This window comes from Streptomyces sp. NPDC051219, assembly GCF_040682335.1.
In the GTDB taxonomy this organism is placed as follows: Bacteria; Actinomycetota; Actinomycetes; order Streptomycetales; family Streptomycetaceae; genus Streptomyces.
The window spans coordinates 48,124-60,895 of the sequence record NZ_JBFBAS010000003.1 but is presented as its reverse complement, the minus strand read 5'-3'; the positions used below and the strand labels follow the sequence as shown (position 1 = coordinate 60,895).

Annotated in this window: 10 protein-coding genes and 4 tRNA genes; 7 read left to right on the top strand and 7 right to left on the bottom strand. The window is 69.3% G+C overall.

The window, feature by feature from the left end:
- The first annotated feature begins 161 nt into the window (after positions 1-161).
- Positions 162-989: a hypothetical protein gene (locus tag AB0M62_RS05165; protein WP_366072748.1), complete on the top strand. Its 828-nt coding sequence runs from the start codon at positions 162-164 to the stop codon at positions 987-989.
- A 500-nt stretch (positions 990-1,489) separates the two neighbouring features.
- A complete protein-coding gene (gene bldC, locus AB0M62_RS05160) occupies positions 1,490-1,696 on the top strand; it encodes a developmental transcriptional regulator BldC (protein ID WP_003949541.1) in 207 nt (68 codons plus the stop codon).
- 315 nt (positions 1,697-2,011) lie between these two features.
- Here the strand turns inward: bldC and AB0M62_RS05155 are convergent, their stop codons facing one another.
- From AB0M62_RS05155 to AB0M62_RS05125, 7 genes are all read right to left on the bottom strand, one after another.
- The gene (locus AB0M62_RS05155; protein ID WP_366072747.1) at positions 2,012-2,257 is read right to left on the bottom strand and encodes a DUF6274 family protein; all 246 of its coding nucleotides are present in this window, start codon (positions 2,255-2,257) and stop codon (positions 2,012-2,014) included.
- A 115-nt stretch (positions 2,258-2,372) separates the two neighbouring features.
- Positions 2,373-2,447: transfer RNA gene (locus AB0M62_RS05150), tRNA-Asp, on the bottom strand.
- 97 nt (positions 2,448-2,544) lie between these two features.
- A complete protein-coding gene (gene hrpA, locus AB0M62_RS05145) occupies positions 2,545-6,465 on the bottom strand; it encodes an ATP-dependent RNA helicase HrpA (protein WP_366072746.1) in 3,921 nt (1,306 codons plus the stop codon).
- A 341-nt stretch (positions 6,466-6,806) separates the two neighbouring features.
- Positions 6,807-6,880: transfer RNA gene (locus tag AB0M62_RS05140), tRNA-Phe, on the bottom strand.
- Positions 6,881-6,902: 22 nt separating this feature from the next.
- Positions 6,903-6,977: transfer RNA gene (locus AB0M62_RS05135), tRNA-Asp, on the bottom strand.
- A gap of 39 nt (positions 6,978-7,016) precedes the next feature.
- A tRNA-Glu gene (locus AB0M62_RS05130) sits at positions 7,017-7,089 on the bottom strand.
- A 96-nt stretch (positions 7,090-7,185) separates the two neighbouring features.
- A complete protein-coding gene (locus tag AB0M62_RS05125) occupies positions 7,186-8,559 on the bottom strand; it encodes a metallophosphoesterase (protein ID WP_366073057.1) in 1,374 nt (457 codons plus the stop codon).
- Positions 8,560-8,758: 199 nt separating this feature from the next.
- On the opposite strand from AB0M62_RS05125, the gene AB0M62_RS05120 reads away from it, so the two are divergent.
- From AB0M62_RS05120 to AB0M62_RS05100, 5 genes are all read left to right on the top strand, one after another.
- Positions 8,759-9,109 carry a metallopeptidase family protein gene (locus tag AB0M62_RS05120; protein WP_366072745.1) on the top strand — a complete coding sequence of 117 codons (351 nt, stop codon included), beginning with the start codon at positions 8,759-8,761 and terminating at the stop codon, positions 9,107-9,109.
- Positions 9,106-9,639, top strand: coding sequence for a fluoride efflux transporter CrcB (gene crcB / locus AB0M62_RS05115; RefSeq protein ID WP_366072744.1), 534 nt, complete (start codon positions 9,106-9,108; stop codon positions 9,637-9,639). Before AB0M62_RS05120 ends, crcB begins: the two co-directional genes overlap by 4 nt.
- Positions 9,636-9,998 (top strand): CrcB family protein, encoded by a 363-nt coding sequence (locus AB0M62_RS05110; protein WP_366072743.1) that lies wholly within the window; start codon positions 9,636-9,638, stop codon positions 9,996-9,998. The genes crcB and AB0M62_RS05110 overlap by 4 nt, the downstream gene beginning before the upstream one ends.
- A 118-nt stretch (positions 9,999-10,116) precedes the next feature.
- Positions 10,117-10,638 (top strand): hypothetical protein, encoded by a 522-nt coding sequence (locus tag AB0M62_RS05105; RefSeq protein ID WP_366072742.1) that lies wholly within the window; start codon positions 10,117-10,119, stop codon positions 10,636-10,638.
- A 197-nt stretch (positions 10,639-10,835) separates the two neighbouring features.
- Positions 10,836-12,772 (top strand): DEAD/DEAH box helicase (locus AB0M62_RS05100; RefSeq protein WP_366072741.1); only part of this gene is annotated, 1,937 nt, incomplete at its 3' end.

Here is a 12,772-nt window from a genome sequence, read left to right as displayed (position 1 = left end):
TGGGGGAGAGCCGGTGGGCAAGAGGGTAAGTCCTACGGTGCCCGACCAGGGAGGCGGTGCCGAGGATCACCCCCTCCCGGAGTACGGGCATGCGACGATTTGCAGCATTCCGTATGGACAGGGCAACGGGACGACCGAGCGGCACCGGCGAGGGAGAAGGCGTGACCAAGGCGTCGGCGTTGATGGTCCCGTATGCGTCCTACCTGCGCGTGTACGAGCCGCTGGCGGCCTTCCCCGAGCCCGAGCGCAGCCACTGGGAGCGTTATGCCACCCGGGCGGCCACCCCCACGTACCAGGACGAGCTGCGCCGCTCACTGACCGACTTGCTGCCCACCCCGCCGGTCCCGGTGCCCGTGCACGAGAGCGCGGACGCCTTCACCACGACGGTGGACGGGGTCCTGGTCGTCTGCCCCTGGCGGACCCGGCTGCGCGGCTGGCAGGCCCTTGAGGAGCTAGTGGACGAGCTCCCCGCTCCGGTGCTGGACGCCGTGCTGCCACCGGTTGTGCGCCGTCAGGCGGCCGCCGACTACGAGCGGTGGCGGGAGCGGAACCCGGACGCGCGCCCGTGGATCCGCGGCGCGGTGTGGCAGGTGCCGGTGCGCTGGTTCGCGCTGTTCTCGGACGAGGAGCGGGAGTACGAGCAGGGGGAGCGGCTGCGGTACCGGACGCCGATGGTGGAAGCCAGGCGGCGGGTGGCGCGCGCACTGAAGACGCTGCGGGACTCGACCGAGGACGGCCCGCTGATCGACGGTCTGGTGGACGTGGGGGCCTGGCTGGAGGAATTCCACCCCCGCTCAATGGTCGAACTCGACTACGGCGGTCTGGTGCATGCTCTCCCGGAGGCCCAGCTCGCCGCGGACCGGTCCGCGGCCGACCTGGCCGAAGGAATCGCCGCTCTGCGGGACGGGGACGACGTCGGCGCGGACGAGGCGTACGGGCGCCTCATGGAACGCTGGCGGGCAGTTCGCGAGCGCCTCTTCGCGAACTGAGCCTCGCAGCCCGTCCGGACCCGGTGTTCGCGAACCGGCCCAAGGGCGCCGCCGCGGGACCTACATCCCTATCCGGGCCTTTGTGTCAAGGGTGACGGACGGCACTTACGGGGCCCTTGCGCCCTTCCCCCACCCTCGTGCCAAAATAGGACAAGGAGTCCGGGGGAGGACTCCTTCCACCCAACTTTGGGGGGATTGCTCGGTATTGCACTCTATGGGGGGTCTCGCGACCCCTGGTCGCTCTGTGACTGATCGTCACGGGGGTGTGACTGTCCGTTATGGCATGGTCCATCGGCTTCCGCCGCTGATGAACACCTGAGAGGGCAATTCCATCGGTTTGGCCGACGTGGCTGGACGGATGGTGTAGTTGTAGTGCCGAGGACAAGCCGTTCGTCCTATAACCGACTCGGCCCGCGTCTGCCATTTCGGGCAACGCGGGTCAAGGTGCAGAATTTAGAGGAAAGAACCGTGATGGTTCGGTTCTCCCGAGGAGGCCGCTCATGACCGCTCGCACCCCTGATGCCGAGCCGCTGCTGACCCCGGCTGAGGTTGCCACGATGTTCCGCGTGGACCCGAAGACGGTGACTCGCTGGGCCAAGGCAGGCAAGCTCACGTCCATCCGCACTCTTGGTGGACACCGGCGTTACCGCGAGGCTGAGGTCCGCGCACTGCTTGCGGGCATTCCGCAGCAGCGCAGCGAGGCCTGATCAGCAGCAACACCCTGTTACACCCCCGTTTTGCCGGGCATTCTCCGGGTCCCCCTATCCGGTTCCGCCCAACTAGCTCCACACGGCCGGCCCCTGCCCCAACAGGTGCCTCACCCTCGCTCTACGGGTGCGTTGTCGTCGATCGCGCTGGACTCCGCCGGGTCCAGCGCGATCTTTTTTTGTGCCCGCCTGTACCTCTGGCCAGAGGTGCAATTGCACATATTAAATTGACTGGGTGTAAAGACGGGTTAAGTTGACCACTTCTGAAAAAACGTTAAGTGACACCCGTCACATGCCTTCGCACTTGCCGAGGGGTCACGCCGGCGGGGCAGTTTCCTCCTCGGCAGCCTCCGCGGCTGCCTCGACGGCCGTCTCGACGGATGCCTCCGGGGAGGCATCGGCCGGTCTTCCGGCACGGCGCGGCGGGGAGGGCTCCATCGCGAGCCGCAGCAGCTGGTGGCAGATCGGACAGTGCCGCGTGAGGTGCCGGTAGCCGGACGCGGCCGCCAGATGGGCGCGGAGCAGCGCCCGCGTCTCATGCCTCGCCGTAGACGCCGCCATGCGCCACCTCCCCGCTACCCCGTTCCTTCTGGGTACCGGGGGCAGTTGGCGCCGTCAAGACGTCCAGACACAACGAAGGCCCGGATCCTTGAGGGATCCGGGCCTTCATCTACTGCGGTCCTGACGGGATTTGAACCCGCGGCCTCCACCTTGACAGGGTGGCGAGCACTCCAAACTGCTCCACAGGACCAGGTTTCGCAGCCTCAGATGTGCGTTGGCTGCGAGTGAGACTGTACAGCAGGTCAGGCGGTGCGGTCGAACCCGATGCGGGACGTCTCCCCGGCGCGTCACGGCGCGGCGGCGTCGATCGCCTTCACGATGCGCTTGTCGGAGACCGGGAAGGCCGTACCCAGGGCGTGCGCGAAGTAGCTCACGCGCAACTCCTCGAGCATCCAGCGGATGTCCAGGACCTCCTGGGGCACCGGCCTGCCCCGGGGCATCTGCTCCAGCAGCCAGGCGTACTCGTCCTGCATCTCATGGACCTTCTCCATGCGCGAGGTGTCGCGCTGGGCGCCGGTCGGCATCTGCTGCAGCCGGCGGTCCACGGCTACGAGATAGCGCATCAGGTCGGGCAGCCGGCGCAGGCCGGTCCTCGTCACGAAGCCCGGCGGTACGAGCCGCGCCAGGTGGTCCCGTACGTCGGTGAGGTTGGCCAGCAGGGTCGGGCTCGACGTGGCCTTCAGGCGGCGCTCACAGGCCTGCCACCCGGCCAGGATCTGCTGGACCTGGCTCACGGTCCGCACGGTCGTGTCGACAAGGTCCGCGCGGACCTTGTCGTACAGCTTCCGGAACGACTCCTCGTCCCAGGCGGGACCCCCGTGGTCGGCGATCAGCCTGTCGGCCGCCGCCGTCGCGCAGTCGTCGAAGAGTGCCTGTATCGAGCCGTGCGGGTTGCGGGACAGTGCCAGCTTCTGCTGGTTGGTGAGTTTGTCCGAGGCGAACTTGGCGGGGTTGACCGGAATGTTCAGCAGGATCAGCTTCCGGGTGCCCTGCCACATCGCCTGCTGCTGCTCGGCCTCGGTGTCGAAGAGCCGTACGGAAACCGTGTCGCCCGAATCGACGAGCGCCGGGTACGCCTTGACCGGCTGGCCGGCCCGCCGCGTCTCGAAGGTGCGTGAAAGCGTGCCGATCGTCCAGTCCGTGAGGCCCGTGCGCTCGACGGACTCGCCCGAGGGGCCGGCGGAGGCCGCGGCGGCCTTGGAGAGGGCCTGACGGGCCTTCGGCTTGAGCGCGAGGCGGAGGGCTTCCAGGTCCTTGTCCTCGGCGAGCTTGCGCCGGCGCTCGTCGACGATCCGGAACGTGATCTTCAGGTGGTCCGGTACCCGGGAGAGGTCGAAGTCCTCCGCCGTCACCGGAACGCCGACCATCCCCTTCAGCTCACGGGCGAGCGTCAGCGGGAGCGCCTCCTGCAGGGGCACCGCCCGGTCGAGGAACGCCTTGGCGTAGTTCGGGGCCGGGACATAGTGGCGGCGGACCGGCTTGGGCAGGGAGCGGATCAGCTCGGTGACGACTTCCTCGCGCAGGCCGGGAATCTGCCAGTCGAACCCTTCGGAAGTCACCTGGTTGAGCACCTGGAGCGGGATGTGGACGGTGACGCCGTCGGCGTCCGCGCCGGGCTCGAACTGGTACGTGACCCTGAACTTGAGCGCGCCCTGCCGCCACGAGTCCGGGTAGTCGTCCTTGGTGACGCTCTCCGCGTTCTGGTTGATGAGCATCGACCGCTCGAAGTCGAGCAGTTCGGGCTCGTCGCGCTTCCTGTGCTTCCACCAGGAGTCGAAGTGCGCCCCCGACACGATGTGTTCGGGAATGCGCTGGTCGTAGAAGTCGAAGAGCGTCTCATCGTCCACGAGGATGTCGCGGCGCCGGGCCCGGTGCTCCAACTCCTCGACTTCGGTGAGGAGTTTGCGGTTGTCGGCGAAGAACTTGTGCTGCGTACGCCAGTCGCCCTCGACCAGCGCGTTGCGGATGAAGAGGTCGCGGCTCGTCTCGGCGTCGATCCGGCCGTAGTTGATCTTGCGCTGGGCGACGATCGGTACGCCGTACAGCGTGACCTTCTCGTACGCCATCACGGCCGCCTGGTCCTTCTCCCAGTGCGGCTCGCTGTACGTGCGCTTGATCAGGTGCTGTGCGAGCGGCTCGACCCACTCCGGTTCGATCTTCGCGTTGACCCTGGCCCAGAGGCGGGACGTCTCGACGAGCTCGGCGGACATGATGAAGCGCGGCTGCTTCTTGAACAGGGCCGACCCCGGGAAGATCGCGAACTTGGCGCTGCGCGCGCCCAGGTACTCGTTCTTCTCGGTGTCCTTCAGGCCGATGTGCGACAGCAGGCCGGCCAGCAGCGAGGTGTGGACGGCCTGCTCGGGTGCGTCCTGGTCGCTGAGATGGATGCCCATCGTCTTGGCGACCGAGCGCAGCTGCGCGTAGATGTCCTGCCATTCGCGGATGCGCAGGAAGTTGAGGTACTCCTGCTTGCACATCCGGCGGAACGACGACGAGCCCCGCTCCTTCTGCTGCTCCCGGATGTACCGCCAGAGGTTGAGGAAGGCCAGGAAGTCGCTGGTCTCGTCCCTGAAGCGGGCGTGCTGCTGGTCCGCCTGCTGCTGCTTGTCGGACGGGCGCTCGCGCGGGTCCTGGATCGAGAGGGCGGCCGCGATGACCATGACCTCGCGCACGCAGTTGTTGCGGTCGGCCTCGATGACCATGCGCGCGAGGCGCGGGTCGACCGGCAGCTGGGCGAGCTTGCGGCCCAGGTCCGTGAGGCGCTTCTTCGGGTCCTTCTGCCCAGGGTCGAGCGCGCCCAGTTCCTGGAGGAGCTGGACACCGTCGCGGATGTTGCGGTGGTCCGGCGGGTCGATGAAGGGGAACTTCTCGATGTCGCCGAGGCCGGCCGCCGTCATCTGGAGGATGACGGACGCCAGGTTGGTCCGCAGGATCTCCGCGTCCGTGAACTCCGGGCGGGCGAGGAAGTCGTCCTCGGAGTACAGGCGGATGCAGATGCCGTCGGACGTACGCCCGCAGCGGCCCTTGCGCTGGTTGGCGCTGGCCTGCGAGATCCGCTCGATGGGAAGCCGCTGGACCTTCGTCCGGTGGCTGTAGCGGGAGATCCGGGCGGTGCCCGGGTCGATCACGTACTTGATGCCCGGGACGGTGAGGGACGTCTCGGCGACATTCGTGGCCAGGACGATCCGGCGGCCGGTGTGCTGCTGGAACACGCGGTGCTGCTCGGCGTGCGAGAGACGGGCGTAGAGCGGCAGCACCTCGGTGAATCTCAGGTTCTTCTTGTTGAGCGCGTCCGCCGTGTCGCGGATCTCCCGCTCGCCGGACAGGAAGACCAGGATGTCGCCGGGCCCGGCGGCCTGAAGCTCGTCGACCGCGTCGCAGATCGCGGTGATCTGGTCCCGGTCCGACTCTTCGCTGTCGTCCTCCAGGAGCGGGCGGTAACGCACCTCGACCGGATACGTACGTCCGCTGACCTCGACGATCGGTGCCTCGCCGAAATGGCGGGAGAAACGCTCCGGGTCGATCGTCGCGGAGGTGATCACGACTTTCAGGTCGGGACGCCTGGGCAGGAGCTGGGCCAGGTAACCGAGCAGAAAGTCGATGTTGAGGGACCGCTCGTGGGCCTCGTCGATGATGATCGTGTCGTACGCGCGCAGCTCGCGGTCCGTCTGGATCTCCGCCAGGAGGATGCCGTCCGTCATCAGTTTGACGAAGGTCGAGTCCTGGTTGACCTGGTCGGTGAACCGCACCTTCCAGCCGACCGCCTCGCCCAGCGGTGTCTTCAGCTCGTCCGCGATGCGATCGGCGACCGTGCGGGCGGCGATCCGGCGGGGCTGGGTGTGCCCGATCATGCCCTTCACACCGCGGCCCAGGTCCATACAGATCTTGGGGATCTGCGTCGTCTTGCCGGACCCGGTCTCGCCCGCGACGATCACGACCTGGTGGTTGCGTATCGCCTCGGCGATGTCGTCCTTCTTCTGGCTGACCGGCAGCGACTCGGGGTACGTGACCGCGGGTTTGCGGGCGGTCCGCAGGGCGATGCGCTGCGCAGACTTCTCCGCCTCGGCGGCGATCTCGTCGAGCACGGCCTGGCGGGCCTCGGGCTTGCGGATACGGCGGGCACCCTCGAGGCGCCGGCCGAGCCGGTGGGCGTCGCGGAGCGACACCTCTTCGAGGACGTTCTGCAGGGCTGCGAAGGAAGTAGACATACCTGATTCAGGATCTCACCCGGCGGAACCGGGTGGCGAACCCATTTCCGGGGCCCCGCACCCATTTCGGGACGAGTTCCCCCGTACGTCACCGAGAGGCCTTCCCAGGCGGCTACTGCGGGAAGTTCGCCCGCGACACCGAGACCGAGCTGGTGAAGAAGTACGTCGCCGACGGCACCCTGCGCATCGAGTGGCGCATCCCCCTCTTCGGAGCGGAGCCGGACGCGGTCGCACGCGCCGGGAGGCCCTCGAGCTGGGAGTGGAGCAGGCACGGGCGGCGCAGCGGGGACAGTCCGGAAGGAACGCGAAAGGCCCCGTCCGGAGACGGGGCCTTCGAACAGTGGCTGGGGCCGGGGTCGAACCGGCGACCTATCGCTTTTCAGGCGATCGCTCGTACCAACTGAGCTACCCAGCCACGCAGCTCTTGCGAGCCGCAGCGGTCCTGACGGGATTTGAACCCGCGGCCTCCACCTTGACAGGGTGGCGAGCACTCCAAACTGCTCCACAGGACCAAGCAATGTGCGAGAACAAGTCTCGCACACGGTTTTGCGTGCCCCCAACGGGATTCGAACCCGTGCTACCGCCTTGAAAGGGCGGCGTCCTGGGCCACTAGACGATGAGGGCTAAGGGCCCACCTGGGCGCTTTGCAGCGCGTCGGGGACGTGAGAAGCATATGGGATGCGGGGAGGTATCGCCAAAACGGTTTCCGCCTGGCCGGCCCTAAGGGCGTGGAGGAGTCGGCAGATGGCGGCTGACCTCGGCTGTTGTCAGGCCCAGTCCCCCCAGGGTGATCTCGTCCCAGGCCTGCAGCCGTTTGGTGGACCGGTCCAGATACAGCACCGAGGTCCGCACCTTCTCCGGTTCCTTGTTCTGCAGGGCGCGGAGTCCACCGCCGCCCGTGGAGCCCTCGATCTTCAGCCGGGTGCCGAACTTCAGGACCTCGTTCACCCGGTGGTGCACATGCCCGGCCAGTACGAGGGGGACCGCGCCGTCGGTCTCGCGGGCCGCGACCGGGTTGTGCGCGACCGCGACGTCCACCGGGGTCCCGGCAGCCTCCTGGTCGCGCAGGGCGGAGGCGAGGCGCAGGCCCGCCATCCGCTCGGCCGGGTCGCCCTGGGCCTTGACGGTGCGGTCCGGGGTGAACTGGGGGTCGCCGGTGCCGGCCACCCGCAGTCCGGCGACGGTGACCGCCCGGCCGTTGTCGAGCACGTGCACGTTCTTGAGTTTGGAGAGGTACGCCTGGGTCGCCTGCGAGTCGTGGTTGCCGCGGACCCAGACGTACGGGGCGCCGAGGTCGGGGATCGGGTCGAGGAAGGCGTTCTCGGCGGTGCTGCCGTGGTCCATGGTGTCGCCGGAGTCGATGATCACGTCGATGTCGTACTGCTTGACCAGCGAGCCGACGATGTGCCACGCGGCGGGGTTGAGGTGGATGTCGGAGACGTGCAGGACGCGCATCGTGGCGGGGTCCGGCTGGTAGGCGGGCAGGGTCGACGTCGCTTCGTACAGCTTGGTCACATTCGTCACCAGGCGCGCCAACTCCTGCTGGTACACATCGAATTCGGTGACGATGCTGCGCGCGTTGCCGACCACGGACGGGGCGCCGGCCAGCAGGCCGGAGAACTTGGGCTCCAGGACCGACTTCGGGTTCCAGGTGGCGAAGGCGGTCGCGCCGGCTGCCGTCAGCAGCGCGAGGGCCAGGCCGCCGGCGGCGAGCGCGGGGCGCGGGCGGCGGTACACGGCCAGCCCGAGCGCGGTCGCTCCCGCGACGACGGCGACACAGGAACGTACGGCCAGGTCGACCGTGCCGCGGCTGATGTCGCGGACGATCTCGTCCTGGAGGCCGGAGATCCGTTCGGGATGCTCGACCAGGGCCGTCGAGCGCGCCGGGTCGAGCCGGTCGACGTCCACGTCGAGACGGATGGGGGCGACGTGGGAGCGCAGCTCAAGGGCGCCGAGCGGGGCCACGTTGATCTTGGTACCGCCGGAGAAGGAGGGGCGCAGCGTCATGTTCGTGTCGACGGGCCCCACGGGGGTGCGGACGCTGCCGACGATCAGCAGCCCCAGCCAGGCGCCGAGCAGCACCACGGACACCATGCCCAGTGCCCGGGCGTAGGGGGACGGCGTGCGGGTCAGGACGGCGGTCGGTGCGTCGCTGCCCGCGCGAGCTGTCGCGCGGGCGAACCAGGCACGGAGCCGGCGGTGCGGGGCCAGGGGCATGGGATGCCGTATGCCCGCTGGACAGGCGGGACATGCGGCCCCCGACTCCGTCCGTGAAATGCGTGACAATGGCCGCGTGCTGGAAATGACGCGTGAGGAGTTCGAGGAGCTTGTCGCCGAGGCTCTGGACCGGATCCCGCCCGAATTGACGCGACTGATGGACAACGTCGCGGTGTTCGTGGAGGACGAGCCGCCGACCGACGATGCCGACCTGCTCGGGCTGTACGAGGGGACGCCGCTTACCGACCGCGGCGAGTGGTACGCGGGCGTCCTGCCGGACCGGATCACCATCTACCGGGGCCCCACGCTTCGGATGTGCGACTCGCGCGAGGACGTGGTGACGGAGACCGAGATCACGGTCGTGCACGAGATCGCCCACCACTTCGGCATCGACGACGCGCGGCTGCACGCGCTGGGCTACGGATGAGTTCTCCGTCGCCATCCGCGCCCGAGCCCGAGCGCTCACCTGAGCCCGCACGTGAGCCGGCCGGCGAGGCGATCGATCCGGATGTCGACCTGCATGTGCCCGGCGGGCGCGCGGAGACCGCGGGCTGTGGGAAGTGGTGGGTGCTCTCGGCGATCTCGGTGGGCGGCGCGGCGGGGGCATCTGCCCGCTACGGGGCCTCGCTGCTCTGGCCCCAGGCGGAGGGCGCCTTTCCGTGGGCCGTCTTCTGGATCAACGTGGCCGGCTCCGCGCTGATCGGCGTACTGATGGCGCTGGTCGCCGAGCACGGCCGGTCGGCGCATCCGCTGCTGCGCCCGTTTCTGGGCACCGGCGTGCTGGGCGGGTTCACCACCTTCTCGACGTACGCCGCCGACTTCACTCAGCTGCTCGAACACGACGAGGCGGGTACCGCCCTCGCGTACGCGGGCGGAACGCTCGCGGGGGCGCTGGCAGCGGTCTGGCTCGCTGCCTCGGTGACCCGGGCGGCCCTGGCCAGGACGGTGGCCGGGTGAACTGGCTGCTGGTGGTGGTGGGAGCCGCTGTCGGGGCGCCGCTGCGCTACCTGACGGACCGTGCGGTGCAGGCGCGGCACGAGTCGGTGTTTCCCTGGGGGACGTTGGCGGTGAACGCCACGGGCAGCCTGGTGCTCGGGACGCTCACCGGGGCAGCGGTCTCCTCCGGTGTGTACGCCCTGCTCGGCACCGGCCTGTGCGGGGCGCTGACGACGTACTCGACCTTTTCGTACGAGACGCTGCGACTGGCCGAGCTCGGCCGGAAATTCCTCGCGGCTGCGAATGCGGCGGTGTCCGTGCTGGTCGGGATCGGCGCCGTGGTGCTGGGCGGGGCGCTCGGCGAGGCGCTGCTGAGGTAGGCGGTGCCCGGCGGGCTCGTGCAGGACACCCGGCCGACGCCGTCCGCGCGTGTCTCTTACGGGGCAAAGGGAGTTGGGCACATTGACCCCGCTCACCCGCGCCCCGGAGGTGCCGCCCGTGCGCCAGATTTCCGTTCCTGTCCGACTGGCCGTCTCCGCGCTCGCGCTCGCGGCGTCCGCAGGCTGCATGAGTGTGAGCGACGACGCGGGGAAGCCGGCGCCCTCCGCGCCGGCCGGCCGGCAGGGCGCCGCCGCCGAACCCGACGGCGGGCTGGTGGGCTCGGACGCCCGCGTACGTACGGACGGACGCGGCCAGAAGAAGGGCAAGGGCGACAAGGACGGCCGGGACGGTGCCGACGGGTCCTCACCGAGCCCGAGCGGATCGGCGGGCTCCTCGCCCGGCGTGTCGCCGAAGCCCGGGCAGCCGGATCCGGGGCCTCAGCCGCCCGTGCCGACCGGGGACGGTACGCCCACCCCACCGGACCCCGAGCCCACCCCGACCGAGCCGCCGCCGGCCAGTCCGACCCCGGATCCCGAGCCGGAGCCCTCCACGACCCCGTCGACGCAGCCGGAAGGGGGCGTGGACCGAGCCGCGGCGCACCGGGAGCCGCACGCATATCCGCAGGTGGGACCGGCTTAGAGGGGGCCGGTTTGCCAGGGAGGGGGGAGGGTGCGTATGGTTATAGATCGTTTGATCCCATTGCCCGGCGCCGTAAACAGAAGCGCGCCGCGTGGCGCGTACTCTCCCTTGCCGTGGCTGACCGCATTGAGGCGGTCGCATTTGCGATTCACGGAGTTTGGGCGCGTGCCGAGACTCCGGAAGGTTTCGCATTTCGCATGTCCATTTCCAGCACTGACCACACCGCCATGCCCGAGAACGAGTCCAACGAGGCCGTCGAGATCGTCGACGTCGTTGAGATCGTCGAGTCGGCTCCCGAGACTCCGGACGCCCCCGAGACCCCGTCGGTCACCTTCGGTGACCTGGGTCTGCCCGAGGGCATCGTCCGCAAGCTCGCGCAGAACGGCGTGACCACCCCCTTCCCGATCCAGGCCGCGACCATCCCGGACGCCCTGGCCGGCAAGGACATCCTCGGCCGTGGCCGCACCGGCTCCGGCAAGACCCTCTCCTTCGGTCTGCCGACGCTCGCCCTGCTGGCCGGCGGCCACACCGAGAAGAAGAAGCCCCGCGCGGTCATCCTCACCCCGACCCGCGAACTGGCGATGCAGGTCGCCGATGCCCTCCAGCCGTACGGTGACGTGCTCGGCCTGAAGATCAAGGTCGTCTGCGGCGGTACGTCCATGGGCAACCAGATCTACGCCCTCGAGCGTGGTGTCGACGTCCTCGTCGCCACTCCCGGCCGTCTGCGCGACATCATCAACCGTGGTGCGTGCTCCCTCGAGAACGTCCAGGTCGCGGTCCTCGACGAGGCCGACCAGATGTCCGACCTGGGCTTCCTGCCCGAGGTCACCGAGCTGCTCGACCAGGTGCCGGCCGGCGGCCAGCGCATGCTCTTCTCCGCCACCATGGAGAACGAGATCGGCACGCTCGTCCGCCGTTACCTCGTCGACCCGGTCAGTCACGAGGTCGACAGCGCCCAGGGCAATGTCACGACCATGACGCACCACGTCCTCGTCGTGAAGCCGAAGGACAAGGCGCCGGTCACCGCCGCCATCGCCGCCCGCAAGGGCCGCACGATCATCTTCGTACGCACCCAGCTGGGCGCGGACCGTATCGCCGAGCAGCTCTGCGACTCGGGTGTGAAGGCCGACGCGCTCCACGGCGGTATGACGCAGGGCGCGCGTACCCGCGTGCTTGAGGACTTCAAGAAGGGCTACGTCAACGCGCTTGTCGCGACGGACGTCGCCGCCCGCGGTATCCACGTCGACGGCATCGACCTGGTCCTGAACGTGGACCCGGCCGGTGACCACAAGGACTACCTGCACCGCTCGGGCCGTACCGCCCGCGCCGGTAAGTCCGGTGTCGTCGTCTCGCTGTCGCTTCCGCACCAGCGCCGCCAGATCTTCCGGCTGATGGAGGACGCGGGCGTCGACGCCTCGCGCCACATCGTCGGTGGTGCCGGCGCGTTCGACCCGGAGGTGGCCGAGATCACCGGCGCCCGTTCGCTGACCGAGGTCCAGGCCGACTCCGCGAACAACGCCGCCAAGCAGGCCGAGCGCGAGGTCCAGGACCTCACCAAGCAGCTCGAGCGCATCCAGCGCCGGGCCGTCGAGCTCCGCGAGGAGGCCGACCGCCTGGTCGCGCGTGCCGCGCGCGAGCGGGGTGAGGACCCGGAGGCCGCCGTCGCCGAGGTGACCGAGGCCGCCGAGGCCGAGGTCGCGGCTGCCGCTGCGGCTTCCGTACCGGAGCAGCCGACGGCTGCCCGCCGGGACGAGCGGGGCAACTACGAGCGACGCGGTAACGACCGCGGTGGCTTCGAGCGTCGTGACAACGACCGGGGCGACCGGGGCGACCGGGGCGGCTTCAACCGCGACCGTCGTGACGACCGTGGCGGCCGTTCGTTCGAGCGCCGCGACAACGACCGTCCGTCGGGCGGCTTCCGTCGCGACGACCGTCCGTCCGGTGGCTTCCGCCGTGACAACGACCGTCCGTCCGGTGGCTTCCGTCGCGACGACCGCCCTTCGGGTGGTTTCAACCGTGACAACGACCGTCCGTCCGGTGGCCGTTCGTTCGAGCGCCGCGACAACGACCGTCCGTCGGGCGGCTTCCGTCGCGACGACCGTCCGTCCGGTGGCTTCCGCCGTGACAACGACCG